A 24,067-nucleotide genomic window follows, 5' to 3' on the forward strand; every position below is an offset into this window, starting at 1 on the left:
GCGAACGCAGCGCTCGATCTTCCCAGACCGGCTCGTCAGCGGACGCGGCGGGCCGACAGGGCCGAGCGCAGGTCCTCGCGGCGCAGCACCCCGGCCGGGCGGCCCTCGTCGTCGACCACGAGGAACTGCCAGGCGGCGGTCTCCCGGACCCGCTCGGCGATCTCCTCCCCCGGCTCCGAGGCGAGCAGCACGGTCTCGGCGCGGATCGGCTCGGCGGCCAGCTCCGCCGGGGCCTGCGGCGAGGTTTCCGCGAGCCGCTCCGCGGCGGCCTCGTCGAGCAGGCCGGCCGCGACGCCGTCCGCGCGCACCAGCACCACTCCCCGGCCCGCCGCGGCCGCCAGCGCGTCCGACACCGGGCTCTCCGCGGGCAGCTGCAGCACCGGCCGGGTCAGCTCGGTCACCGCGAGGCCCTCCGGCCAGCCGCGGTTGGCCTCGGCGCTCAGCTCCGATCCGGCGCCCACCGCGACGAACCACGCGGTGACCACGCACACGCCCAGCCGCAGCCAGCGGTCCTCGCTGCCGGAGACTATGCCGAGCATCGCCCACACCAGCAGCCCGGCCGCGACGATCCCGCCACCCACGACGGCCGCGCGGGTGCCGCTGGCGCGGCGTCCGGTGACCGCCCACACCCCGGCGCGAAGCAGCCGGCCGCCGTCCAGCGGGAGCCCGGGCAGCAGGTTGAACACACCCACCGCGAGGTTGGCCACCGAGCACTCGGCGACCAGCAGCCACACCGCGCCCTCCGGCGGGACCGCGAACAGCAGCAGTCCGCAGAACCCGGCGAGCAGGACCGACACGACCGGCCCGGCCGCCGCGATCAGCCCCTCCTGACCGGGTTCGCGCGGCGTGCGGGCCACTTCGGACAGTCCGCCGAGCAGGAACAGCCGCAGCCGCCGCACCGGGATCCCCATCCGCAGCGCCACCACGCAGTGCCCCAGCTCGTGGGCCAGCACGGACAGCCCGAGCAGCACCGCGAACGCCGCGGCCAGCGCCCAGGACGTGCCCGCGGTGGCGCCGGGCAGGAGCCGGTCCACGAGCGGCTGGTAGAGCACGATCACCACGAGCGAGCCGATCCACCAGGACGGCGCGAGCAGCACCGGCACGTCCTGGACCCGGAACAGCAGCAGGCCGCCGTCGGCGGTGGTCAGCACCCGCCTCGGCTGGTTCCCTCGGTGCTCGCCGGTCGCGGCCATGCCCGTCAGGGTAGAGCGTGAGGTGTCAGGCGGCCGTGACCCGCGGGTGCGCGCGGCGTCGCGATCTTGTCGGACCCCTCGTTTAGGGTGCGGGGTATGGCTCAGACGGCGACCACGGAACCCCAGCTCGGCGTGCGCCGCCCCGCGCTATCCCCTTCGCGGGCCAGCGACTTCAAACAGTGCCCGCTGCTCTACCGCTTCCGGGCGGTCGACCGGCTGCCGGAGGTGCCGACGAAGGCGCAGCTGCGCGGCACGCTCGTGCACTCGGTGCTGGAGCGGCTGTTCGCGCTGCCCAAGACCGACCGCGAACCGGATCGCGCCCGAGAGCTGCTCGAGCCCACCTGGAGCGAGCTGTCGGCCGACAACCCCGAGTGGGCCGAGCTGTTCGACGGCGAGGACGAGCGGGGCTGGCTGGAGTCGGCCACGAAGCTGCTGGACAGCTACTTCAAGCTGGAGGACCCGCGCCGGTTCGACCCGGAGGCGTGCGAGCTGCACGTCGAGCTGGAGCTGGAGTCCGGCGTCCGGCTGCGCGGGTACGTCGACCGGCTGGACGTCGCGCCCACCGGCGAGATCCGCGTGGTGGACTACAAGACCGGCGCCGCGCCCCGCGAGATCGGCGAGGCCAAGGCGATGTTCCAGATGAAGTTCTACGCCGTGGTGCTGTGGCGGCTGCGCGGCGTCGTGCCGCGCCAGCTCAAGCTGATGTACCTGACCGACGGGCAGTCGCTGGCCTACGCGCCGGACGAGGCCGAGCTGCGCCGGTTCGAGCGCACGCTGGAGGCGATCTGGCGGGCGATCCTCAAGGCGGGCAAGACCGGCGACTTCCGGCCCAGCCCGAGCCGGCTGTGCGACTGGTGCGCGCACCAGTCCCTGTGCCCTTCGTTCGGTGGGACGCCACCGGAGTACCCGGGGTGGCCGGAGCCGGACCCGGGCGTGGAAACGGCCCTGGATCGCGCGGACTGAGGACTGAACGGACCGAAGATGACGGAGAACGCTTTCTACCTGCCGCTGGGCGGCGACCGCTACCAGCCGACCGAGCACACGGCCGGCCCGTGGACCCCGGAGGCGCAGCACTTCGGGCCGCCCTCGGCGCTGCTCGCCCGCGCGCTGGAGGGCCTGGCCGCCGACCGGCCGGGGCTGCTGGCGCGGGTGACCGTGGAGATCCTCGGCCCGGCGCCGCTGACCGAGCTGTCGCTGCGGTCCTGGGTGGAGCGGCCGGGGCGCTCGGTCGAGCTGCTCGGGGCCGAGCTGCACGACGGCACCCGGGCGGTGGCCCGCGCGTCGGCGTGGCGGATCAGCGAGGCCGACACGACGGAGGTGGCCACCGAGGAGCCGGCGCCGCCGTCGCCGGAGGACTGCCGCCCGGCGACCTGGCCGGACAGCTGGGGCCGCGGCGGGTACCTGGGCGCGATGGAGTGGCGGGTCATCGCGGGCTCGCCCGCCGAGCCGGGCCCGGCGTGGGTGTGGGGCAGGCAGCGGGTCGAGCTGGTCGCCGGGGAGAAGCCGACGCCGTTGCAGCGGCTGTTCGCGGTCGCCGACACCGGCAACGGCGCGTCGAACTTCCTCGACCCGGCGAAGTGGTGGTTCATCAACAGCGAGCTGACCGTGCACCTGAGGCGCGCGCCGGTGGGCGAGTGGATGGCGCTGGACGCCCGCACGCTGGTGGGCCCGACCGGGGTGGGCACGGCCACCAGCACGCTGTCCGACGTCCGGGGCCAGGTGGGTCAGGGCGCGCAGGCGCTGATGGTGCGGACACGCTGACGGGCGTGACCGTCCCCCTCCCGCCGCACGAGATCCACTACTCTGCGGCCAGGACCGACTGACCTGGGAGCGCTCGAGTGCAGATCACCTCGGTGGTCAACCAGAAGGGCGGCGTCGGCAAGACGGCGCTGAGCGTCGGGGCGGCCGCGGCGCTGGCCGAACGCGGCCGCCGGGTGCTGCTCATCGACCTCGACCCGCAGGGTCACGCGACCACGGAGATGCTGGGCCTGGACGAGGTGCCCGCGCAGGCGCCGAGCCTGGCCAAGGCGCTGACCAAGATGTGGAAGGGGCCGGTCGAGGAGCTGATCGTGCCCCACCGGCGCAGCAACATCGGCCCGGGCGGCGCGTTCGACGTCATCCCGACCTCGCCGGGCATGTTCGACCTGGTGCGCAGGCTCGACCAGTTCCGGGTGCCGGGCTGGCAGCTGGCGCGGGTCGTGCAGTTCGCCAACTACGACCACGTCATCATCGACTGCCCGCCTGCGCTGGACGTGCTCACCAACAACGCCCTCGCGGCGACGCACGGCATCCTGGTGCCGGTGCAGCCGGACCGCACCAGCATCCGGGCGCTGCGCCTGCTCAACGACCAGCTGTACTACGTGCAGACCGCGCTGAACCGGCCGCCCATCCCCTACTTCGGGGTGGTGCCCGGCCTGTACCGGCGGCCGATGTCCGGGTACGCGGTGGCGGCGCTGGAGGAGCTCAAGCAGTTCGGCTACCCGCTGCTGGCGCACGTGCCGCTCGGGGTGGTGATGAACGAGGCCGCCGCGCACGGCATGCCGGTCACCACGTTCGCCCCGGAAACCACGCAGGCGGTGGCGTTCCGGGAGATCGCGGCGGTGCTGGACGGGCACCTGGCGCGGCAGCAGCCCTCGGCCCCGATCCCCGCCGAGGACGACTTCGTGTTCGAGGACTTCATCACCCAAGTCGCGCACGCCCGCAACGAAAACGACAACGGCGTGCGGAAGCGGCTGTACGACCTGATGCCCAAGCGGCCCCGCGAGTAGCGCCTCCAGACAGCGCTTTCACCACGGCGCCGGGTCCTTTCCGGACACCGCACCTGCCGGCCCTGACCGCGCCCGCACCGCGAGGCCGGCCCGATCTACGGCAATGGCCCGCACATGCCGTCAGCACTCCGGAAACGCGACCGGGCGATGCCCCTCGCGGTCTTCGTCCTCGGTCTCGCGATCTTCTGCCTCAACACGACGGAGGTGATGGTGGCCGGGCTGCTCCCGTCGCTGTCGGACGGCCTCGGCGTCTCGATCACCGCGGCGGGCAACCTGGTCACCGTCTTCGCGCTGGGCATGGTCTTCGGCGGCCCGGTGCTGACGCTCGCGCTCATGAAGGCGCCCCGCAGGCCGGCGATGATCCTGATGCTGGTGCTGTTCCTCGTGGGACAGACCCTCGGCGCACTCGCCGGCGCCTACTGGGTCATGGTGCTCGCCCGCGTCCTCCTGGGCCGTGGACGTCCTGGTCGCCCTGTGCCTCGTCCTGGTCGTGTTCACCGTCCACAGTGGCGCTCCCCCGGACGGGCCGGACGTCCGCGCGGAACTGTCGCTCTTCCGCTGCTCGGCGGGGTGTTCCCCACCTTCGCCTACCTCTCCCCCGTGCTGACCGAAGTGGCTGGCTTCGGCCCGGGCGTCGTCCCGCTGCTGTTCCTGCTGGGTTTCACCGGGCTGCCGCTCAACCCGGCGATGGCCGCGCGCGTCATGCGCCTGTCCAACAGCGGCGCGCCGGTCAACACCGTGAACACCGCGACGATCTGGGGAGAGCGGCCGCGACCAGAGCGTCGCCGCCCTGACCCACCACGTGCTGAGCAGCTATTACGGACTCCGGGTGCTCGCCAGGGTGCAGCCCGACCGCGCCGCTCTCCTGGACGTGGTGGACACCATGCTGGCGAAGCTCTGAAAGGCCGCGCCGTATAGGTCGTTATACAGTTCGGGTGGCGCAGGCACGAGCCCGCGCCTCCAGGTACCGCCGCTCCGGGACGCTCAACGTGCGCCGCGCCGCGCGCCGGTACGCCTCCTCCGCCGAGGCGAGATCGCCCGCGCGCTCCAGCAGGTGCGCGCGCACCGCGTCCACCCGGTGGTGCCCGGCCAGCGCCGGGTCCTCCGCCGCCGCGGCCAGCTCCCGCAACCCGGCCTCCGGACCGTCCACTTCGGCCACCGCCACCACCCGGTTCAGCGTGACCATCGGCCCGGGCGCCACCGCCGCGAGCAGCTCGTACAACCCGGCGATCTCCCGCCAGTCGGTGTCCTCGGCCCGCTCGGCCTGCCCGTGCACCGCGGCGATGGCGGCCTGCAGCTGGTACGGCCCGACCGGCGCGGTGGTCAGCGCGCGGGTGACGAGATCGATGCCCTCGCGGATCATCGCCCGGTCCCACCGCGACCGGTCCTGCTCGGCGAGCGGCACCAGCGCGCCGTCCGGCCCGGTGCGGGCGGCGCGGCGCGCGTCGGTCAGGAGCATCAGCGCGAGCAGGCCGGTCACCTCGCCCTCGGCGGGCAGCCGGGCGTGCAGCTGCCGCGCCAGGCGGATCGCCTCCGCCGTCAGGTCCACGCGCTGCAGCGACTCCCCCGAACTCGCCGTGTGGCCCTCGGTGAAGATCAGGTACAGCACGTTCAGCACCGCCGCCAGCCGTGGCCCGTACTCCTCCCGCGCCGGCGGCCGGAACCGGGCGCCGCCGGCTTTGATGCGTTGCTTGGCGCGGCTGATGCGTTGCGCGATGGTGGATTCCGGCACCAGGTAGGCGCGCGCGATTTCGGCGGTGGTGAGCCCGCCGACCGCGCGCAGCGCGAGCGCCACCTGCGACGCCGGGGTCAGCGACGGGTGGCAGCACAGCATGAGCAGCGTGAGCGTGTCGTCCACCGCGGACACGGGCACCGGATCTGGTGGCGTCGTCATCGCCACCTGCTCCTCGCGACGGCGGCGGGCCGTCTCCGCGCGCCACAGCTCGATCCGCCGCCGGGACGCGGTGGTGATCAGCCACCCCTTCGGGTTCGCCGGCATCCCCTGCGCCGGCCACTGCGTCGCCGCCGCGAGCAGCGCCTCCTGCACCGCGTCCTCGCAGAGGTCGAAGTCGCCGTAGCGGCGCACCAGCGCGGCCAGCACCTGCGGCGCCAGCTCGCGCAGCAGCTCGTTCACGGCAGGAAGACGCTCAGGTCCTGCGTCGGGCGCACCTCGACCAGGCCCAGCCCCGCCTCCGGGATCCGCGCCGCCCACTCCACGGCCCGGTCGACATCGGCGCAGTCCAGCACGTAGAACCCCGCCAGCTGCTCCTTGACCTCGGCGAACGGCCCGTCACCGGCGATCACCTGGCCGTCGCGGACCAGGACCCGCTTGCCGGTCTCCGGTGGCGCCAGCGACGCCGCGGTCACCATCTCCCCCGACTCCGCCAGGTCCCGGTTGAGCGCCTCGTACGCCTTGAGGCCCTGCCGTTTCTCGTCGTCGGCCATGCGCTCCCAGACCTCCTGCGAGGCCGGGTTGCGGTAGATCAGCACCAGGAACTTCATCGGCCCTCCCGAATCTCCTCACCCGGGATGTCGAGACCGGCGCGGCGGCTTCGACGTCCGGGGTGGAAGTCCACACCCTAACCGGAGGAGCGACGATGACCAGCACGAACGAAATCCGCCAGGTGATCGAGCAGCAGGCCGCCGCACTGCGGGCCGGGGACGCCGACGGCGCCGTCGCCCCGTACGCGCCGGAGATCGTGGCGTTCACCCTCGCCCCGCCGCTGGCGCACGGCCCGGCCGAAATGCGCGACCCGGCCACGGTGCGCGCCTGGCTCGCCGGGTTCACCGGCACGGTCGACTACGAGGTCCGCGACCTGAGCGTCGCCGTGGGCGGGGACCTGGCGTACGCGCACAGCTTCAACCGGATGTCCGCGGTCCCCGCCGGCCACGACGAGCCGTTCACGCTGTGGTTCCGCTCGACGGTCTGCCTCCGCCGCGACGGCGGCCGCTGGCTGATCGCGCACCAGCACCAGTCGACACCGTTCCACATGGACGGCACCTTCGCCGCGGCCCTGGACCTGCAGCCCTAGAGCACCCGCAGCCCTAGAGGAACTCGCCGGCCAGCCAGGACACCAAGGACAGCGACCCCATCGACACCAGGGTCGACACGAGCACGCAGTCGCGGACGAACCTGCTGTCCAGGGCGTACTGGCTGGTCGCGATGAAGATGTTCTGCGCCGTGGGCAGCCCGGCGCACACCGTCACGATCATCAGCACCGGGTGCGGCAGGCCGAGCAGCAGGCCGATGCCGAGGGTGATCGCGGGCTGGGCGAACAGCTTCAGCCCGACCACGGTCGCCATCTCGGCCCGCCGCGTCCCCACCGGCTCGCGTGGCCCGCCGGAGGTCAGCGACATGCCCAGCACCAGCAGCGCGGTGCCGACCCCGGCCGAGGCGATCAGGTGCAGCGGCTGCGCCACCAGGTGCGGCAGCCGCAGCCCGCTCGCCCGGAACAGGATCCCGGTCAGCGACGCGGCGATCACCGGGGTGCGCACCGGCAGCATCAGCAGCGTCCGCCACCGCGAGCGGCCCGGCTCCCGCGCGTCGGTCTCCAGCAGCGCCAGCAGCGCGGGCATCAGCACCAGCGTCTGCAGCAGGATCACCACGATGATGAACGCCGAATCCCCGAACAGCTGCAGCAGCACCGGGATGCCGAGGTTGCCGGCGTTGGCGTAGCAGGAGGCCATCCCGCTGACCGCCCACTCCGACAGCTTGCGCCGGAACACCCACTTGCCGAGCGCGAACCCGATCGCGCCCACCACGACGGTGCCGAGCAGGAACGCGATCACGCCCGGGTTGAGCAGGGCGGTCAGCGGCGTGTCCTGCATCGTGGTGAACAGGACCGCGGGCATCGCCACCACGAAGACGTACTTCGTCAGCGCCGCCTCGGCGCCCTCGCCCAGCACGCGGAACCGGCCGAGCAGGTACCCCAGTCCGGTCAGTGCCCAGATCGGCGCGAACGCCGGCAGGACACCGCCGGTCAAAGCCGGCAGGAGCGGATGTCGGAGGCGAGGACCGCCTTCGCGCCCACCTCGGCGAGCTCGTCCATGATCTGGTTGACCTTCTTGCGCGGCACCATGGCCCGCACCGCGACCCAGTCCGGGTCGGCCAGCGGCGCGACCGTCGGCGACTCCAGGCCCGGGGTGATCGCGACCGCCCGGTCCAGCAGCGTCCGCGGGCAGTCGTAGTCGAGCATCATGTACTGCTGCGCGAACACCACACCCTGCAGCCGCGCGGTGAGCTGCGCCTTCGCCTTCGCCGCGTCGCTGCCGGCGCGCTGCACCAGCACCGCCTCGGACACGCAGATCGGGTCGCCGAACGCGACCAGGTTGTGCTGCCGCAGGGTCCGGCCGGAGCCGACCACGTCGGCGATCGCGTCGGCCACGCCGAGCTGGATCGAGATCTCCACCGCGCCGTCGAGCCGGATCACCTCAGCCTCGACCCCCTGGCGGGCCAGGTCGTCGCGCACCAGCTTCGGGTAGGAGGTGGCCAGCCGCTTGCCGTGCAGGTCGGCCGGCTTCCAGTCCTGCCCGGCCGGGGCCGCGTAGCGGAAGGTGGAGCCGCCGAAGCCCAGCGCCAGCACCTCCTCGACCGGGGCGCCCGAGTCCAGGGCCAGGTCGCGGCCGGTGATGCCGAGGTCCAGCTCGCCCGAGCCGACGTAGATCGGGATGTCCTTGGGGCGCAGGAAGAAGAACTCGACCTCGTTGTTCGGGTCGAGCACGGTCAGGTCGCGCTGCTCATGCCGCTGGCGGTAACCGGCCTCGCCGAGCATCTCCGACGCCGGCCCGGCCAGCGCTCCCTTGTTCGGCACCGCAACCCGCAGCATGCCCTCACTCCTCGATCTTTTCTCGGCCCCGCTACAGGTAGCGGTACACGTCCTCGGTGGTCAGCCCGCGCCCGAGCATCAGCACCTGAACTCGGTACAGCAGCTGGGAGATCTCCTCGGCCAGCCGGTCGTCGGACTCGTGCTCGGCGGCGATCCAGACCTCACCGGCCTCCTCGAGCACCTTCTTGCCCTGGGCGTGCACGCCGGCGTCCAGCGCCTCGACCGTGCCCGACCCCTCGGGACGGTTGCGGGCCCGGTCGGTGAGCTCGGCGAACAGCTCGTCGAAGGTCTTCACGGTCTGTAGATCCTTCCATCCGGCCCGCACCGGAGGCGATCCGGGCCGCCGCTGATGACGGCGGCGTCACACCAGGGCGCGCAGCGTGTCCGCGTCGACGCCGGTGAGCGAGGTGCGGAACACCCGCCGCGGCCCCGGTTCGACGGTCACGTCGTTGGGCACGACCAGTACGAGGCACCCCGCGGCGGCGGCCGACGTGGTGCCCGGCGGGGAGTCCTCGACGGCCACGCAGCGCGCCGGGTCGGCCCCGAGCAGCCGCGCCGCGCGCAGGTACGGCTCGGGGTGCGGCTTGTTGAGACCGTCCACCTCGTCCCCGCAGACGGTGACGTCGAAGAACTCCCGCCCGATCGTGTCCAGCGCCAGCTCGGTCAGCGACCGCTCGGTGGAGGTGACCAGCGCCGACGGGATCCCGGCGCGCCGCACCGCGGTCAGCGCCTCGCGGGCGCCGGGCCGCCACGGCAGCTCGTCGGCGAACAGGTTCGCGGTCCGGTCGCGGATCCACGCCCCGGTGTCCGCGACCGCCGCCGCGGTCGGCTCGTGCCCGGTCACGGTCAGCAGGTAGCCCGCGGTGGCGTCCATGTTGGACCCGACGAGCGTGAGCCGCTGTTCGGTGGTGAGCGTGCCGCCCAGCCACTCCGCGCACTCGTACAGCGCCACGTCCCACAGCTTCTCCGAGTCGACGAGCGTGCCGTCCATGTCCCAGAGCACGGCAGCCAGGCCGTCCGTCAAGTGGTTCTCCCTCTTCTCAGGTGTTGAAGTACTTGGCCTCGGGGTGGTGGGCCACGATCGCGTCGGTGGACTGCTCGGGGTGCAGCTGGAACTCCTCGGACAGCTTCACGCCGATGCGCTCAGCGTCGAGCAGCTCGACGATCGTGGCGCGGTCCTCCAGGTTCGGGCAGGCGCCGTAGCCGAGGGAGAACCGGGCTCCGCGGTAGCCCAGCTTGAAGAACTCCTCCAGCTCGCGCGGGTCCTCGTCGGCGACCGCCCGCCCGCTGGTGAAGTGCAGCTCCTGCCGCACGCGGCGGTGCCAGTACTCGGCCAGCGCCTCGGTGAGCTGGACGCCCAGGCCGTGCACCTCCAGGTAGTCGCGGTAGGCGTCGTTCGCGAACAGCTCGTTGGCGTAGTCGGCGATCGGCTGGCCCATGGTGACCAGGGTCAGCGGCAGCACGTCCACCTCGCCGGCGGAGCGGGGCCGGAAGAAGTCGGCCAGGCACAGGTAGCGGTCGCGGGTCTGGCGCGGGAAGGTGAACCGGGCCCGTTCGGGCGCCTCGGCGTGCGCCTCGGTCAGCACCACCAGGTCGTTGCCTTCGGCGACGGCCGGGAAGTAGCCGTAGACCACGGCGGCGTGCTGCAGCACCCCGTCGGTCGCCAGCCGGTCCAGCCAGTAGCGCAGCCGCGGCCGGCCCTCGGTCTCCACCAGCTGCTCGTAGCTGGGCCCCTGTCCGCCGCGGGCGCCGCGCAGGCCCCACTGGCCGAGGAAGGTGGCCCGCTCGTCGAGCAGGGCGGCGTACTCGGCGACCGGGATGCCCTTCACCACGCGGGTGCCCCAGAACGGCGGCACGGGCACGGGAACGTCGGTCGCGACATCGGAACGGGCGGGAATCGGGGCCTCCGGCTCTCGGGCGGACTTGCGGGCTTCGGCGATGCGCAGGGACCGCTCGCGGCGGGCCTTGCGCTCCGCTCTCTTCGCTTCCTCCTCGGCGCTGATCTCCGGCGCCAGGCCCCGCTTGGCCGCCATGATCGTGTCCATCAGCCGCAGGCCCTCGAACGCGTCCCGCGCGTAGCGGACGTCGCCGTGGTAGAGCTCGGCGAGGTCGTTCTCCACGTAGGTGCGGGTCAGGGCGGCGCCGCCGAGCAGGACCGGCCAGCGCTGCGCGACCCCGCGGGAGTTCATCTCCTCCAGGTTCTCCTTCATGATCACCGTGGACTTCACCAGCAGCCCGGACATGCCGATCGCGTCCGCGCCGTGCTCGTCGGCCGCGTCCAGGATCGCGCTGACGGGCTGCTTGATACCCAAGTTGATCACGTCGTAACCGTTGTTCGACAGGATGATGTCGACCAGGTTCTTGCCGATGTCGTGCACGTCGCCCTTGACCGTGGCCAGGACGATCTTCCCCTTGCCCGAGGAGTCCGTTTTGTCCATGTGCGGCTCGAGGTAGGCCACGGCGGTCTTCATGACCTCCGCGGACTGCAGCACGAACGGCAGCTGCATCTGGCCGGACCCGAACAGCTCGCCCACCGTCTTCATGCCGGACAGCAGGGTGTCGTTGACGATGTCCAACGCCGGCTTCTCCGCCAGCGCCGCGTCCAGGTCGGCCTCCAGCCCGGTGCGCTCGCCGTCGACGATCCGCCGCTCCAGCCGCTCGAACAGCGGCAGCGCGGCCAGCTCCTCCGCCCGGGACGCGCGACTGGACGCGGCCGAGACGCCCTCGAACAGCGACATCAGCTTCTGCAGCGGGTCGTAGCCCTCCCGGCGCCGGTCGTAGACCAGGTCGAGCGCGACCTCGCGGTGGGCGTCCGGGATCCGCGCCATCGGCAGGATCTTCGACGCGTGCACGATCGCGGTGGTCAGCCCGGCCTCGACGCACTCGTGCAGGAACACCGAGTTGAGCACCTGTCGCGCGGCGGCGTTGAGTCCGAAGGAGACGTTGGAGATGCCCAGCGTCGTCTGCACCTCCGGGTAGCGGCGCTTGAGCTCGCGGATCGCCTCGATGGTCTCCAGCGCGTCGCGGCGGGTCTCCTCCTGCCCGGTGGTGATCGGGAAGGTCAGGCAGTCGACGATGATGTCGCAGACCCGCATGCCCCAGTTGGTGACCAGGTCCTCGATCGTGCGGGTGGCGACGCGGACCTTCCACTCGGCAGTGCGCGCCTGGCCCTCCTCGTCGATGCACATCACCACGACCGCGGCGCCGTGCTCGGACACCAGCCGCATGATCTTCTGGAAGCGCGAGTCCGGACCGTCGCCGTCCTCGTAGTTGACGCTGTTGACCACGCACCGGCCGCCGAGCCGCTCCAGCCCGGCCTGCAGCACCGCCGGCTCGGTGGAGTCGAGCATGATCGGCAGCGTGGACGCGGTCGCCAACCGCCCGGCCAGCTCGGCCATGTCGGCGGCGCCGTCCCGGCCGACGTAGTCCACGCACAGGTCGAGCAGGTGCGCGCCGTCGCGGGTCTGCTCGCGCGCGATCTCCACGCAGTCCTCGTAGCGGCCCTCGAGCATGGCTTCGCGGAACTTCTTGGAGCCGTTGGCGTTGGTGCGCTCCCCCACCATCAGCACCGACGCGTCCTGCTCGAACGGCACCGCCTGGTACAGCGAGGACACACCCGGCTCGTGCCGCGGCCGACGGGGTGCGCGCTCGGCGTCGCGCACCGCCTCGGCCAGCTGCCGGATGTGCTCACCGGTGGTGCCGCAGCAGCCGCCGACCAGGCCGACGCCGAACTCGCGCACGAACCCGGACAGCGCCTCGGCCAGCCCTTCCGGCGACAGCGGGTACACCGCGCCGTCCGGGCCCAGCTCGGGCAGGCCGGCGTTGGGCATCACCGACAGCGGCACCCGCGCCGACTTCGACAGCGTCCGCAGGTGCTCGCTCATCTCCGCCGGGCCGGTCGCGCAGTTCAGCCCGATCACGTCGATGCCCAGCGGCTCCAGCGCGGCCAGCGCGGCGGCGACCTCGGTGCCCAGCAGCATCGTCCCGGTCGTCTCCACCGTGATGGACGCGATCACCGGCACCTCACGGCCCGCGGCACGCATCGCCCGGCGCGCGCCCAGGACCGCGGCCTTGGTCTGCAGCAGGTCCTGCGACGTCTCGACCAGCACCGCGTCCACCCCGCCGTGCAGCAGGCCGGTGACCTGCTCGACGTAGGCGTCCCGCAGCCGGGCGTAGGGCGCGTGGCCCAGGGTGGGCAGCTTGGTGCCCGGGCCGACCGAGCCCAGCACGAACCGCGGCCGGTCCGGCGTGGCGTACTCGTCAGCGGTCTCCCGCGCCAGCCGCGCCCCGGCCTCGGCCAGCTCGGTGATCCGGTCGGCGATCCCGTACTCCCCCAGGTTCGCCAGGTTCGCGCCGAAGGTGTTCGTCTCCACCGCGTCCGCGCCGGCCTCGAGGTAGGTGCGGTGGATGCCGCGCACCACGTCCGGGCGCGTCACGTTCAGGATCTCGTTGCAGCCCTCCAGGCCGGCGAAGTCGTCCAGGGACATCTCGTGCGCCTGCAGCGCGGTGCCCATCGCGCCGTCCGCCACGACCACACGGGCGGCGAGGGCGTCCAGCAGCGGTGACGAGAAACGATCGGACATGACCCCAGGCTACGGTCTCGTCACCGCCCGGTGGGTCGTAGGCTGGGTGGGTGAGTGACCCAGCCGACGCGATCCCGCAGCCCGAGCAGTCCGTCCCCGAGGGCGCCACGTCCCGGGAACGGGTCATGGTCGTCGCCTTCGAAGGCTGGAACGACGCAGGTGACGCGGCCAGCACCGCCCTGGAGCACCTCCAGCTCAGCTGGGACGCCAAGCCGCTGGCCGAGCTGGAGCCGGACGACTACTACGACTTCCAGGTCAGCCGCCCGACGGTCCGGATGGTGGACGGTGTCACCCGGCGGGTGGAATGGCCGACCACGCGCCTGTCCATCTGCCACCCGCCCGGCTACGACCAGGACATCGTGCTCGTGACCGGCCCGGAGCCGAACATGCGGTGGCGCGCCTTCTGCCGCGAGCTGCTCGACCACATCGAGGAACTCGGCGTGTCCACCGTGGTGACGCTCGGCGCCCTGCTGGCCGACACCGCCCACACCCGTCCGGTGCCCGTCACCGGCACCGCCTACGACCCGGAGGCCGCGGCGCGGTTCGGTCTGGAGCGCAGCCGCTACCAGGGCCCGACCGGCATCGTCGGGATCCTGCAGGACGCGTGCGTGCAGGCGGGCATCCCGGCGATCTCCATCTGGGCCGCGGTGCCGCACTACGTGTCCCACCCGCCCTCGCCGAAGGCGACGCTGGCGCTGCTGCACAAGCTCGAGGACGTCCTGGACGTCGAGGTCCCGCTGGGCGCGCTGCCCGAGCAGGCCGAGGAGTGGCAGCAGACGGTCAGCGAGATGGCCGAGGAGGACGAGGAGATCGCCGAGTACGTCCGCACGCTCGAGGAGCGCGGCGACGCCGAAACGGCGATCACCCTGGAGGAGTCCAGCGGCGAGAAGATCGCCGCCGAGTTCGAGCGCTACCTGCGCCGGCGCCGCCCGGGTGCGGAGGGGCCGGGACCGGCAGGCCGGTGAGCGGGCGGGCCGCCCGCGCCGCGCTCTACGTCGGTGGCCTGCTCGGCCCGTTCGGGGGCGGGGTGGTGTCGTCGATGCTGCCCGAGCTGTCGGCGAGCTTCGGCGTGTCGCCCGCGACCGCGGCATCGTCGCTGACCGCCTACCTGCTGCCGTTCGCGTTGGTCATGCTGGTGTCCGGCACGTTCGGCGCGCGGTGGGGCCCGGTCCGCACGATCCGGATCGCCTACGCCGGGTACGTCCTGGCGGCGGCGCTGGCCGCGCTCGTGCCGTGGTTCTGGCTGTTCCAGGTCACCCGTGGGCTGCAAGGCGTCGCCAACGCGTTCACCACCCCGCTGCTGCTGACCAAGCTCGCGGCGATCACCCCGGCGGACCGGCTCGGCCGCGCGCTCGGCACGTTCGGGGCGATGCAGGCGCTCGGGCAGACCTCGGCGCCCCTGGTGGGCGGGCTGGCCGCGGAGGGCGACTGGCGGTGGGCCTTCGCCGGGATCGCGGTGGTCGCGCTGGTGCTCGCGGCGAGCCCGCTGCCGCCGGACCACTCGGCGGCCGAGCCGGGGTCGCGGCTGCGGGACGCGTGGCGGCCGGTCGTGCTGTGGGCCGGTGGCGTGGTGTTCCTGGCCTGGGCGTGCCTGGCCGGGCTGCCGTTCCTGGTGGCGTTCCGGATCGACGACCTGTTCGCCCTCCCCCCGGGTGTGCGCGGGCTGGTGCTGACCGCCTACGGGATCGCCGGGTTCGTCGCCGCGCGGCTGGTCGGCGCCGCGTCGGACCGGTTCGGGCCGCGGGCGGCGCTGGCCGCGGGACTGCTGCTCGGCGCGGCGGCGATGGCCTCGATCGGGCTGTTCCCGTCGCTGCCCGCGGTGACGATCGCGTGGGCCGTCGGCGGGGTGTGCGGGCAGCTGGTGCTGGTCGGGATCAACGCGACGGTGCTCGGCGGGAAGGGCAACGGCCGCGGCGGCGCGATCTCGGTGGTCACCGCGCTGCGGTTCCTCGGGATGTCCGCCTCCCCCGCGGTGTTCACCGGGCTTTACCACACCAGCCCGGCGTTGAGCTTCCTCGTCGCGGCCGGGGTGCTGGCGGCCGCGGTGCCGCTGCTGGCGCTGCGGCCGCGGTCAGAGGATGCGGCGTAGCGGGACCGGGCCGCGGGCGCGCTTGCGCCACTCGCGCGGGTAGCCGAGCGAGACCTCCTCGAAGCGGACGCCGTCGGCCCACGTGGTGCGCGGGATGTGCAGGTGCCCGAACACGGCCACCTCGGCGCGGTAGCGCAGGTGCCAGTCCTCGGTGCGGGTGGTGCCGCACCACAGCGCGAACTCCGGCCAGCGCAGCGGCGCGGTCGGGTGGCGGTGCAGCGGCCAGTGGGACATCAGCACGGTGCCGTGGTCGGCGGGGATGGCGTCCAGGCGCTGCTCGGTGACCTTGAGCCGGTGGGCGCACCAGTCCTGGCGGCTGGGGAACGGGTCGGGGTGCAGGTAGAACTCGTCGGTGCACACCACGTTCGCCTCGCGGGCCTGGTCCAGCGCCTCGGCCAGCGAGACGTCTTCGGCCTGTGGGGTGCGCCAGCTGTAGTCGTAGAGCAGGAACAGCGGCGCGATGGTGAGGGGCCGGCCGGCGTGCGGCCAGACCAGGTACTCGTCCTCGGGGGTGCGGACGCCGATCTCCCGGCAGCGCCGCACGAGGTGCTGGTAGCGGGCCTCGCCCCGCAGGTCGTTGCCGTCGCGCGGGACGGTCCACAGCTCGTGGTTGCCCGGGACCCACACCACCTCGGCGAAGCGCTGCTTGAGCGTGTCCAGGGTGGAGGTGATCGCGTCGATCTTCTCGGCCACGTCGCCCGCCACGAGCAGCCAGTCCTCCGGCGAGCCGGGCCGGATCTCGTCGATCAGCGGCGCGTTGCCGTTGTGGGTGACGTGGAGGTCGCTGGTGGCGTAGAGGTGGGGCACGGCTCCACCGTAGTCATCCGCCGTACCAGCCAGACGACCCCGAGCGCGCCGGCGACGAGGTTGAGGGCGGCCTGCAAGTTCAGCAGTGGGGTCAGGCCGAGCGGGCCGACGAGCGCTCCGGCGCCGAGCATGCCGGCGACCTGGGCGAGCGCCTGCACGGCGAAGCCGGTGCTGAGGACGCGCCCGGTGCTCTCCGGCGAGCTGATGGTCTGGACGACGGACAGCAGCCCGGTGTTGAGCACGACGGCGGGGACGCCGACGGCGATGAACAGTCCGATGTAGACGCCGAACGCGGTGGTCACGGCCGGGGCGTTCCAGATGAGCGCGGCGGTGACGCCGAACGCGACGGTGCCCCAGCCGAACAGGCGCGCGGGGGCGGCGTTGCGGGCGAGGGTGGCGAGGACGAGGCCCGCGGCGAGGCCGCCGATCGCCTGGACACCGCGCAGCAGCCCGGTTTCGGCTTCGCCCCGGCCGAGTGGGCCGTTGACGAAGAGGACGAACAGGACGACGAACATGCCCTGCCCGGCGGACATCAGGGCGGTCATCACGATGACCAGCTTCAGGCGGGTGTCCCGGCGGATGTCGGTGAGCCCGTCGAGCCAGGCTCTCAGTGCGGGGGCTCGGCGCGCGGGGCGGGGCTCGGCGAAGCGGGGCACCAGGACGGCGATCGCCACGACGAGAGCGCCGGCGTACGCGGCGACGACGGCGCCGAGGCCGGCGAACCCGAGCAGCACCCCGCCGAGCGCGCTGCCCGCCAGCCGGGCGACGCAGGTGCCGGCGCCCAGCGCCCCGTTGGCCGCGGTGGTCTCGCCGGGCGCCAGGACGGGGACGAGCGCGCTGCGGGCGGGTTCGAACACCGCGGCGAGGCCGGCCTGCAGCGCCATGACGAGGTAGATCAGGGGCAGGTTCGTGGCGGTGACGAGGAGCGGTACCGCGACGGCCGCCTGCCCGGCACACACGGCGGCGAGCAGGGTGCGCCGGTTCCGGCGATCGGCGAGCACCCCGGCGAGAGGACTGAGGGCGACGGCGGGCAGCACCCCGGCGACCATGGTGGCGGCGGTCGCCGCCGGCGAGCCGGTGAGGGCGTAGATGTGCAGCGGCAACGCGACCTGGAGCATCCACTCCGCGGTCTCGGCGAACATCCCGGCGGCCCACAGCCGCGCGAAGGCGGGGTTCCTCAGTGGAGTGGGCATTTCGGCGCCCCCAACTCAGCGGCGGCGGGAGTGGGCGGGGTCTTGGCCGCCGAGATCGACGGGCTCGCTGCGGGGGCGACCGGCGCCTGGCGCGCCGGCGGGAAGGCCCGCCACCTCCGATGCACCCGCGCACGCCGCCCGCCGGCCACCGCGGCGCGGTCTCTCCCTCCCCCGCTAGTCACTGGGCCGTCCGTTCGCCTCCACGCGTGGGAACGCCCGCCAGCTCGCGTGCACCGGCCGGGCCTCCTCCGGCGAGTCCGTCCGGATGGTCGTCACGTAGGGCCGCACCAGCGCGTCGATCGCCTCGGTCAGGGCCGCCAGTTCCGCCGGCGTCACCCGCAGGGCGTAGGTGTTGATCGCCGACGCCTCCTGCCACTCGCGGTCGAACTCGCCGACCGTGTCCAGGAACCGCTGCCCCAGCAGCCCGTCCTCGGCGATCCGCGCGCCCGCCGCGGCCAGCTGAGCGGTCCGCACCGCCGGGTCGGTCGCGAACTCGCCGAAGTCCAGCCCCACCGAGGTGGCCCGCCACGGCCGCTCCCGCCCGTCGGCCGCCTCGACGCGCTCGACCAGCCCCCACTGCGCCAGCTGCCGCAGGTGCCAGCTGCAGTTCGACGCGGACGAGCCCACCGCCTCCGCGCACTCGGTCGCCGTCCGCGGCCCCACGGCCATCAGGTAGCTCAGCAGCTCCGACCGCAGCGGATGCGCCAGCGCCCGCATCAGTTCCGCGTCCCGCACCCGCCGTCGCGGTGGCAGCTCGGTCATCTCAGCTCCATCGTGAAAGAATCCTTTCGAAAGAACTCTTTCACATCGGATCCGGAAAAACAAGTTGACCGCCCGCGCTAGCCTGGACGCGCCATGAAGAACTGACATCCCGTCCGACCCGCGTCCGCGGCCAGCCGGCCCGGCGGGTTCCGCCGTCACACCCCGGCCGGTGATGTCTCATGTCTTCGCGCGTTCACGAACTCTCCTTCTCCTACGGCGACCGGGTCGTCTTCGACCGCTTCGACTTCGCCGCCGCCCCGAGCCAGCGCGTCGGCCTGGTCGGCGAGAACGGCGCCGGCAAGTCCACGCTGCTGAAACTCCTGGCGGGCCTGGAACGCCCGCACGGCGGCACCGTCCACACCGGACCCGACGTGGGCTTCCTGCACCAGGAACTCCCCTACCCCGCCGGCACCCCGGTGTCCGCGGTCGTCGAGGACGCCCTCGCCGACATCCGCCGCGCGGCCCGGCGCCTGGAACAGCTCACCGAGGCCGTCGCCGACGACCCGTCCGAGGCGGCCCTCGCCGAGTACGGCGCGGCCCTGGAATGGGCCCAGGCGCACGACCTCTGGGACGCCGACCGGCGCGCCGCGATCGTCCTGGACGGCCTCGGACTGGGCGGGATCGAGCGGCCCGTGGGCGAACTGTCCGGCGGCCAACGGTCCCGGCTCGGTCTCGCCGCGCTGCTCATCCGGCAGCCCGCCACGCTGCTGCTCGACGAGCCGACCAACCACCTCGACGACCCGGCGATGGAGTTCCTGGAACGCCACCTCACCGGGCTGTCCGGCACCGTGGTGCTCGCGTCGCACGACCGGGTCTTCCTGGACGCGGTGTGCACGGCGATCGTCGACCTCGACCCGGCGCTGGGCGGGCCGGTGCGCTACGGCGGCGCCTACCGCGACTACCTGGCGCACAAGCGCATCGAACGCGCCCGCTGGGAGCAGCGCTACGCCGAGGAGCAGGCGGAGCTGAAACGGCTGACGGAGTCCGTCACGGTCACCGCGCGTGCCGTCGCCCACGACCGGCCGCCCCGGGACAACGCGAAGACGCTGTACGACTTCAAGACCGGCCGGGTGCAGAAGCAGATCTCCCGGCGGGTCCGCAACGCGCAGCAGCGGCTCGACGAGCTGACCGCCAACCAGGTGCGCAAACCCCCGCCGCCGCTGCGGTTCGCGGGCGCGCTCACCGCCCCGCCGGGGGAGGACGAGCTGATCCTGTCCGCCCGCGGGATCCGCGTGCCGGGACGGCTGGAGCTGGCCGAACTCGACGTCACGGCCTCCGCGCGGCTGCTGGTCACCGGCGGCAACGGCGCCGGCAAGTCCACGCTGCTCACCGTGCTCGCCGGTGGCCTGGTCCCGCCGCACGCCGTGCGGCGCCGGGACGGCCTGCGGACCGGGATGCTCGCGCAGGACGTCACCCTGCCCGACCCGGCGAAGACCCCACGGCGGCTCTACGCCGAGGCGGCCGGCCCGGACTCCCCCGAGCTGTCCGAGCTCGGCCTGCTCGCACCGTGGGACCTCGACCGCCCGGCCGGGGTGCTGTCGGTCGGGCAGCGGCGGCGGCTCGCGCTGGCGATCCTGATCGCCCGTCCCCCGGACCTGCTGCTGCTCGACGAGCCGACCAACCACATCTCGCTCACGCTCGCCGAGGAGCTGTTCGACGCGCTCGGGTCGGCGCCCGGCGCCGTCGTCCTCGCCAGCCACGACCGGTGGCTGCGCCGGGAGTGGGACGGTGCGACCCTGCGGCTGGAGCAGGGCCGCACCGTATAGGTCGTTATACGCCGATCAGAGTTCGACGCCCAGCAGCGCGTCGACGGCGACGCGGATCAGGCCGGGCGCGCCCGTGTCGCGCCCGCCCTGCCGCAGCGCCTCGTCGGCCCACGCGTCGACCGCGCGCATCGCGTTGATCGTGTCCAGGTCGTCGGCCAGGTGCTCGCGCAGGCGGGCGATCGTGTCGTCGGCCTCCGGCCCGGACGGCAGCGCCGCCGCCTCACGCCAGCGGGCCAGCCGCTGCTGGGCGGTGGTGAGCAGGTCGTCGGTCCACGACCGGTCGCTGCGGTAGTGGCCGGCGAACAGCGCCAGCCGGATCGCGTTCGGGTCGACGCCGTCGGCCCGCAGCCGGGACACGAACACGAGGTTGCCGCGCGACTTGGACATCTTCTCGCCGTTCAGGCCGATCATGCCGCCGTGCACGTAGTGCCGGGCGAACGGGTGCTCGCCGGACAGGGCCTCGGCGTGGGCGGCGCTGTACTCGTGGTGCGGGAAGATCAGGTCCGACCCGCCGCCCTGCACGTCGAAGCCCATGCCGAGCCGGTTGACCGCGATCGCGCTGCACTCGATGTGCCAGCCGGGGCGGCCCGGGCCCAGCTCGGACTCCCAGGACGGCTCGCCCGGCCGGGCGGCACGCCAGAGCAGCGCGTCGAGCGGGTCGCGCTTGCCGGGGCGGTCCGGGTCGCCACCGCGCTCGGCGAAGAACTTCGCCATGGTCTGGCCGTCGTAGTTCGACTCGTAGCCGAAGCGGCCGGTGGCGGAGCGGTCGAAGTAGATGTCCGGGTACTCCGGGTCGTCGGCCCGGTAGGCCGCGCCGTGCGCCAGCAGCTTCGAGATGACCTCGACGATCTCCGGGATGCTTTCCACCGCGCCGACGAACTGCTTCGGCGGCAGCACCCGCAGCGCCTCCATGTCCTCGCGGAACAGGGCGGTCTCCCGCAGACCGAGGACCACCCAGTCGTCCTGGTCCCGCTCGGCGCGCTCGAGCAGCGGGTCGTCGATGTCGGTCACGTTCTGCACGTAGTGCACCGTGTGACCGCTGTCCCGCCACACCCGGTTGACCAGGTCGAACGCGAGGTAGGTCGCCGCGTGACCGAGGTGGGTGGCGTCGTACGGGGTGATGCCGCAGACGTACATGCGCGCGGTCTTGCCCGGGGCGGTGGGGCGCACCTGCCCGGTGGCGGTGTCGTACAACCGGAGAGCGCGGGGCGTGCCCGGCACATAGGGCAGCGGCACCGAGGACCAAGTCTTCATACCCCAACCCTAGGTGGCGCCGCGGTGAACCGTCCCGCCCGGTGGGAACGTTTCGCGTCAGGAAGCGGTCAGTGACCGCAGTTCGCCCAGGGTGCCGAAGAACGTGTCCTGGTTGCCGGGCAGCGGGCCGGCCACCGCGGACTGCCAGAACTTCGCCGTCCAGCCGCCGGGCACCTCGCCCATCGTGGTGTTGTAGCGGGCCAGCCAGAGGACGTGGTCGGCGGCGAAGGCGGTGCTGTTCCCGGTGCACGCCTTCCACCAGCGGGTCGTCGTGTAGATGACCGGCGTGTGCCCGGTGCGCCGCGTCAGCTCGGTGCTGAAATCGCGGATCCAGGCGACCATGTCCGCGGGCGACTTCGCGTAGCAGGCCGGGGTGTTCGGCGTGTCCTCCAGGTCCAGGGTCGGCGGCAGGGTCATGCCGTCGGCGAACCACTTGCCGTCGTGGGTGTGCAGGTAGGCGGCCTGCTCGGCGCCGCCGGTCTTGTCCGGGCGCGCGTAGTGGTAGGCCGAGCGGTACAGCCCGGCGGCCTTGGCGCCGCGGAACTGCGCCAGGAAGTTCGGGTTGGCGTACCCGACGCCGGCGGTGTCCTTGACGAACACGAAGTGCGCGCCGGCCGCCTTGGCCGCGGCGAAGTCGGGCACGCCCTGCGAGGCGCTGATGTCGAACCCGGCGATGGGCGCCGCGGGTTGCGCGGACGCCACCGCGGGCGCGAACCCGGCCACCAGGGCCGCCACCACCGCCACCACCCGGAAGATCGTTTTCGCTGCCACGTCCCGGACCGTAGATCCACTTCCGGGTCATCGCGCGGTGCGTGACCGCATCGGGTGACCTCAGGCGCCCGGGAACGAGGCCGCCCACATCGCCTCCAGGCCGGCCGTGAGCTGCTCCGACGTGGGCGCTCCCGCGGGGTCGAGCAGCCACTGCACGGCGAGCCCGTCGCAGATGGCGATCACGAAGCTGGCCACCGCCTGGCAGCGCGGGTCGTCGGGCGCGGTGCCGTCGGCGAGGGACCGGGCGACCAGCTCGGCGACCTTGGCCCGGCAGCGGCGGTAGTGCGCGGCGAACTGCTCCCGCAGCGACTCCGTCCGCTCGGCCTGCGCCAGCGCCTCGACGTAGGACAGCAGCAGCGCCCGGCTGGCCGGCAGGCTGTCCAGCATCGCCGTCCACGCGCGCCGCCCGCGCTCGATCGGCGGGACCGCCGGCTCGGCCATCGCGATCGAGGCCAGCTTGTCGGTCCACTCCTCGAACACCTCGCTGATCGCGGTGTTGAGCAGCCCCGCCTTGGACCCGAAGTGGTACCCGATCGAGTGCAGGTTGGTGTCCGAGGCCGCGACCAGGTCCCGCGCCGTGATGTGCGCGTACCCCTTCTCCTCCAGCAGCCGCCGCGCGGCGGCGAGCAGCTCTTCCCGGTGTCCCACGCGGAGAACCCTAGCTGGACACCCGGATTACACGTGCGTATAAATGAGGCACCGGTCACGTCGAGGAGGTCGCGATGAGCGTCGAAACCCCGTCCCGCACGAGCGCGCTCCCGCTGCCGCCGGGGCCGAAGCTCCCGGCGGGCGTGCAGACGGTGCTCTTCGGCAACTTCCGGCACGTGCTGATGCCCCTGCTGCGCCGCCGCTACGGCGACGTCATCGCCCTCGACCTCTACCCCGAGCGCCACGTCGTGCAGCTGGCGAACCTCGACCACATCAAGGCGGTGTTCAGCGGGCCGGCCGACGTCTTCCACGCCGGGGAGGGCAACGTCATCCTCAAGCCGCTGATGGGCCCGCACTCGGTGCTGCTCACCGACGAGGACGTGCACCTGCGCGCCCGCAAGCTGCTGATGCCCGCCTTCCACGGCGCGGCGCTGCGCGGCTACCGGGACATGATCACCGAGCTGGCCGAGGCCGAGGTCGCGAGCTGGACGCCGGGCCGGGTGTTCCGGTCGCACGAGCGCATGCAGGCGCTGACGCTGGAGATCATCCTGCGCGTGGTGTTCGGCGTCGCCGAGGGGCCGCGGCTGGACGAGCTGCGCGAGCTGCTCACCCGGATCGTCGACATCGGTGTGCTGGAGCTGTTCGGGTGGCACAACGCGAAGCTGCGCCAGTTCGGGCCGTGGCGGCGGTACAGCCTGGCGCAGGACCGGGTGGACGAGCTGCTCTACGCCGAGATCGCCGACCGCCGCAAGGCCGAAGATCTCGACGGTCGCGGCGACGTGCTGTCCCGGCTGCTGACCGTGCCGGCCGAGGACGACCGGCTCTCCGACGCGGAGCTGCGCGACCAGCTGATCACCCTGCTGCTGGCCGGGCACGAGACCACCGCGACCGCCCTGGCCTGGTCGTTCCACGAGCTGGCGCGGGACCCGGTGCGGCAGCGGCGTGCGATCGAGGCGGCCGACGCCGGGGACGAGAAGTACCTGGAGGCGGTGGCGAAGGAGGCGATGCGGCAGCACCCGGTGATCTCCGAGGTCGCGCGGCGGCTGACGCGGGACATCGAGATCGGCGGCTACCGGATCCCCGCGGGCCACACGGTGATGCCCTCGATCGCGCTGGTCCAGGGGGATCCGGCGCACCACGAGGACCCGGCGGCGTTCCGGCCGGAGCGGTTCCTCGACGGTGGGCCGGCCAGCGGCACGTGGTTTCCCTTCGGCGGCGGCGTGCGGCGCTGCCTGGGCGCGGGGTTCTCGCTGCTGGAGGCGACGATCGTGCTGCGGGCGGTGCTGACCCGGTTCGCGCTGGAGCCGGACCGCCCGCGCGGCGAGCACGCCCGGCCGCGGCACATCACGATGGTGCCCGGGCGCGGCGCCCGGATCGCGGTCGTCCCCCGGCGCTGAGCCCGGCGTT

Annotated in this window: 23 protein-coding genes; 9 read left to right on the forward strand and 14 right to left on the reverse strand. The window is 73.2% G+C overall.

Annotated elements, in window-relative coordinates:
* Window positions 1-35: 35 nt before the first annotated feature.
* Window positions 36-1,193 (reverse strand): site-2 protease family protein, encoded by a 1,158-nt coding sequence (locus tag IE290_RS05750; protein WP_191243401.1) that lies wholly within the window; start codon window positions 1,191-1,193, stop codon window positions 36-38.
* A gap of 96 nt (window positions 1,194-1,289) precedes the next feature.
* On the opposite strand from IE290_RS05750, the gene IE290_RS05755 reads away from it, so the two are divergent.
* From IE290_RS05755 to IE290_RS05770, 4 genes are all read left to right on the forward strand, one after another.
* A complete protein-coding gene (locus IE290_RS05755) occupies window positions 1,290-2,156 on the forward strand; it encodes a RecB family exonuclease (RefSeq protein ID WP_191243402.1) in 867 nt (288 codons plus the stop codon).
* A gap of 18 nt (window positions 2,157-2,174) precedes the next feature.
* Window positions 2,175-2,954 carry a thioesterase family protein gene (locus IE290_RS05760; protein ID WP_191243403.1) on the forward strand — a complete coding sequence of 260 codons (780 nt, stop codon included), beginning with the start codon at window positions 2,175-2,177 and terminating at the stop codon, window positions 2,952-2,954.
* Between the two features lie 77 nt (window positions 2,955-3,031).
* Complete coding sequence (locus tag IE290_RS05765; protein ID WP_191243404.1) at window positions 3,032-3,961, forward strand: ParA family protein; 930 nt, start codon at window positions 3,032-3,034, stop codon at window positions 3,959-3,961.
* 147 nt (window positions 3,962-4,108) lie between these two features.
* The gene (locus IE290_RS05770; RefSeq protein ID WP_191243405.1) at window positions 4,109-4,879 is read left to right on the forward strand and encodes an MFS transporter; all 771 of its coding nucleotides are present in this window, start codon (window positions 4,109-4,111) and stop codon (window positions 4,877-4,879) included.
* 4 nt (window positions 4,880-4,883) lie between these two features.
* Here IE290_RS05770 and IE290_RS05775 read toward each other — a convergent pair whose 3' ends face one another.
* Together IE290_RS05775 and IE290_RS05780 are read right to left on the reverse strand one after the other, a co-directional pair.
* Window positions 4,884-6,095, reverse strand: a complete 1,212-nt coding sequence (locus IE290_RS05775; RefSeq protein ID WP_191243406.1) for an RNA polymerase sigma factor — start codon at window positions 6,093-6,095, stop codon at window positions 4,884-4,886.
* Window positions 6,092-6,463 carry a YciI family protein gene (locus IE290_RS05780; RefSeq protein ID WP_191243407.1) on the reverse strand — a complete coding sequence of 124 codons (372 nt, stop codon included), beginning with the start codon at window positions 6,461-6,463 and terminating at the stop codon, window positions 6,092-6,094. The genes IE290_RS05775 and IE290_RS05780 overlap by 4 nt, the downstream gene beginning before the upstream one ends.
* A gap of 95 nt (window positions 6,464-6,558) precedes the next feature.
* Here IE290_RS05780 and IE290_RS05785 point away from each other — a divergent pair, with 95 nt between their 5' ends.
* Window positions 6,559-6,993, forward strand: coding sequence for a YybH family protein (locus IE290_RS05785; RefSeq protein WP_191243408.1), 435 nt, complete (start codon window positions 6,559-6,561; stop codon window positions 6,991-6,993).
* Between the two features lie 13 nt (window positions 6,994-7,006).
* Here IE290_RS05785 and IE290_RS05790 read toward each other — a convergent pair whose 3' ends face one another.
* The 5 genes from IE290_RS05790 to metH form a co-directional block, all read right to left on the reverse strand.
* A complete protein-coding gene (locus IE290_RS05790; protein ID WP_191243409.1) occupies window positions 7,007-7,945 on the reverse strand; it encodes an AEC family transporter in 939 nt (312 codons plus the stop codon).
* Window positions 7,942-8,787, reverse strand: a complete 846-nt coding sequence (hisG, locus tag IE290_RS05795; RefSeq protein ID WP_191243410.1) for an ATP phosphoribosyltransferase — start codon at window positions 8,785-8,787, stop codon at window positions 7,942-7,944. Before hisG ends, IE290_RS05790 begins: the two co-directional genes overlap by 4 nt.
* A 31-nt stretch (window positions 8,788-8,818) precedes the next feature.
* Window positions 8,819-9,082 (reverse strand): phosphoribosyl-ATP diphosphatase, encoded by a 264-nt coding sequence (locus tag IE290_RS05800; RefSeq protein ID WP_017982484.1) that lies wholly within the window; start codon window positions 9,080-9,082, stop codon window positions 8,819-8,821.
* A 66-nt stretch (window positions 9,083-9,148) separates the two neighbouring features.
* Window positions 9,149-9,811, reverse strand: coding sequence for an HAD family hydrolase (locus tag IE290_RS05805; protein ID WP_268246312.1), 663 nt, complete (start codon window positions 9,809-9,811; stop codon window positions 9,149-9,151).
* A 16-nt stretch (window positions 9,812-9,827) separates the two neighbouring features.
* The gene (gene metH / locus IE290_RS05810; protein ID WP_191243411.1) at window positions 9,828-13,370 is read right to left on the reverse strand and encodes a methionine synthase; all 3,543 of its coding nucleotides are present in this window, start codon (window positions 13,368-13,370) and stop codon (window positions 9,828-9,830) included.
* A gap of 50 nt (window positions 13,371-13,420) precedes the next feature.
* Between metH and IE290_RS05815 the strand changes: the two genes are divergently transcribed.
* Together IE290_RS05815 and IE290_RS05820 are read left to right on the forward strand one after the other, a co-directional pair.
* On the forward strand, window positions 13,421-14,335 hold the full coding sequence (locus IE290_RS05815; protein ID WP_191243412.1) for a PAC2 family protein: 915 nt from the start codon (window positions 13,421-13,423) through the stop codon (window positions 14,333-14,335).
* A complete protein-coding gene (locus IE290_RS05820) occupies window positions 14,332-15,459 on the forward strand; it encodes an MFS transporter (protein ID WP_191243413.1) in 1,128 nt (375 codons plus the stop codon). Before IE290_RS05815 ends, IE290_RS05820 begins: the two co-directional genes overlap by 4 nt.
* Here the strand turns inward: IE290_RS05820 and IE290_RS05825 are convergent.
* From IE290_RS05825 to IE290_RS05835, 3 genes are all read right to left on the reverse strand, one after another.
* Window positions 15,442-16,266 (reverse strand): metallophosphoesterase family protein, encoded by an 825-nt coding sequence (locus tag IE290_RS05825; protein ID WP_191243414.1) that lies wholly within the window; start codon window positions 16,264-16,266, stop codon window positions 15,442-15,444. The genes IE290_RS05820 and IE290_RS05825 overlap by 18 nt on opposite strands.
* Window positions 16,206-17,459, reverse strand: a complete 1,254-nt coding sequence (locus IE290_RS05830; protein WP_191243415.1) for an MFS transporter — start codon at window positions 17,457-17,459, stop codon at window positions 16,206-16,208. The genes IE290_RS05825 and IE290_RS05830 overlap by 61 nt, the downstream gene beginning before the upstream one ends.
* 174 nt (window positions 17,460-17,633) lie before the next feature.
* On the reverse strand, window positions 17,634-18,221 hold the full coding sequence (locus tag IE290_RS05835) for an ArsR/SmtB family transcription factor (RefSeq protein WP_191243416.1): 588 nt from the start codon (window positions 18,219-18,221) through the stop codon (window positions 17,634-17,636).
* 179 nt (window positions 18,222-18,400) lie between these two features.
* Between IE290_RS05835 and IE290_RS05840 the strand changes: the two genes are divergently transcribed.
* On the forward strand, window positions 18,401-19,987 hold the full coding sequence (locus IE290_RS05840; protein WP_191243417.1) for an ABC-F family ATP-binding cassette domain-containing protein: 1,587 nt from the start codon (window positions 18,401-18,403) through the stop codon (window positions 19,985-19,987).
* A 15-nt stretch (window positions 19,988-20,002) separates the two neighbouring features.
* On the opposite strand, the gene mshC is transcribed toward IE290_RS05840, so the two are convergent.
* The 3 genes from mshC to IE290_RS05855 are packed head-to-tail and all read right to left on the reverse strand — an operon-like array spanning window position 20,003 to window position 22,660.
* Window positions 20,003-21,241 (reverse strand): cysteine--1-D-myo-inosityl 2-amino-2-deoxy-alpha-D-glucopyranoside ligase, encoded by a 1,239-nt coding sequence (gene mshC, locus IE290_RS05845; RefSeq protein WP_191243418.1) that lies wholly within the window; start codon window positions 21,239-21,241, stop codon window positions 20,003-20,005.
* Between the two features lie 57 nt (window positions 21,242-21,298).
* Window positions 21,299-22,012, reverse strand: a complete 714-nt coding sequence (locus tag IE290_RS05850) for a GH25 family lysozyme (RefSeq protein ID WP_229874232.1) — start codon at window positions 22,010-22,012, stop codon at window positions 21,299-21,301.
* Between the two features lie 60 nt (window positions 22,013-22,072).
* Window positions 22,073-22,660, reverse strand: a complete 588-nt coding sequence (locus tag IE290_RS05855; protein ID WP_191243419.1) for a TetR/AcrR family transcriptional regulator — start codon at window positions 22,658-22,660, stop codon at window positions 22,073-22,075.
* A 74-nt stretch (window positions 22,661-22,734) separates the two neighbouring features.
* Here IE290_RS05855 and IE290_RS05860 point away from each other — a divergent pair, with 74 nt between their 5' ends.
* Window positions 22,735-24,057: a cytochrome P450 gene (locus IE290_RS05860; protein ID WP_191243420.1), complete on the forward strand. Its 1,323-nt coding sequence runs from the start codon at window positions 22,735-22,737 to the stop codon at window positions 24,055-24,057.
* Window positions 24,058-24,067: the final 10 nt, after the last annotated feature.

Origin of the sequence: Amycolatopsis deserti (assembly GCF_014653945.1) — a bacterium.
Classification (GTDB): domain Bacteria; phylum Actinomycetota; class Actinomycetes; order Mycobacteriales; family Pseudonocardiaceae; genus Amycolatopsis_E; species Amycolatopsis_E deserti.

Coding starts and splice junctions, on each gene's coding strand:
- IE290_RS05760 (WP_191243403.1), top strand. CDS start 2,175: ATGACGGAGAACGCTTTCTACCTGCCGCTGGGCGGCGACCGCTACCAG.
- IE290_RS05830 (WP_191243415.1), bottom strand. CDS start 17,459: ATGCCCACTCCACTGAGGAACCCCGCCTTCGCGCGGCTGTGGGCCGCC.
- hisG (WP_191243410.1), bottom strand. CDS start 8,787: ATGCTGCGGGTTGCGGTGCCGAACAAGGGAGCGCTGGCCGGGCCGGCG.
- metH (WP_191243411.1), bottom strand. CDS start 13,370: ATGTCCGATCGTTTCTCGTCACCGCTGCTGGACGCCCTCGCCGCCCGT.
- IE290_RS05860 (WP_191243420.1), top strand. CDS start 22,735: ATGAGCGTCGAAACCCCGTCCCGCACGAGCGCGCTCCCGCTGCCGCCG.
- IE290_RS05840 (WP_191243417.1), top strand. CDS start 18,401: ATGTCTTCGCGCGTTCACGAACTCTCCTTCTCCTACGGCGACCGGGTC.
- IE290_RS05780 (WP_191243407.1), bottom strand. CDS start 6,463: ATGAAGTTCCTGGTGCTGATCTACCGCAACCCGGCCTCGCAGGAGGTC.
- mshC (WP_191243418.1), bottom strand. CDS start 21,241: ATGAAGACTTGGTCCTCGGTGCCGCTGCCCTATGTGCCGGGCACGCCC.
- IE290_RS05835 (WP_191243416.1), bottom strand. CDS start 18,221: ATGACCGAGCTGCCACCGCGACGGCGGGTGCGGGACGCGGAACTGATG.
- IE290_RS05750 (WP_191243401.1), bottom strand. CDS start 1,193: ATGGCCGCGACCGGCGAGCACCGAGGGAACCAGCCGAGGCGGGTGCTG.
- IE290_RS05755 (WP_191243402.1), top strand. CDS start 1,290: ATGGCTCAGACGGCGACCACGGAACCCCAGCTCGGCGTGCGCCGCCCC.
- IE290_RS05770 (WP_191243405.1), top strand. CDS start 4,109: ATGCCCCTCGCGGTCTTCGTCCTCGGTCTCGCGATCTTCTGCCTCAAC.
- IE290_RS05785 (WP_191243408.1), top strand. CDS start 6,559: ATGACCAGCACGAACGAAATCCGCCAGGTGATCGAGCAGCAGGCCGCC.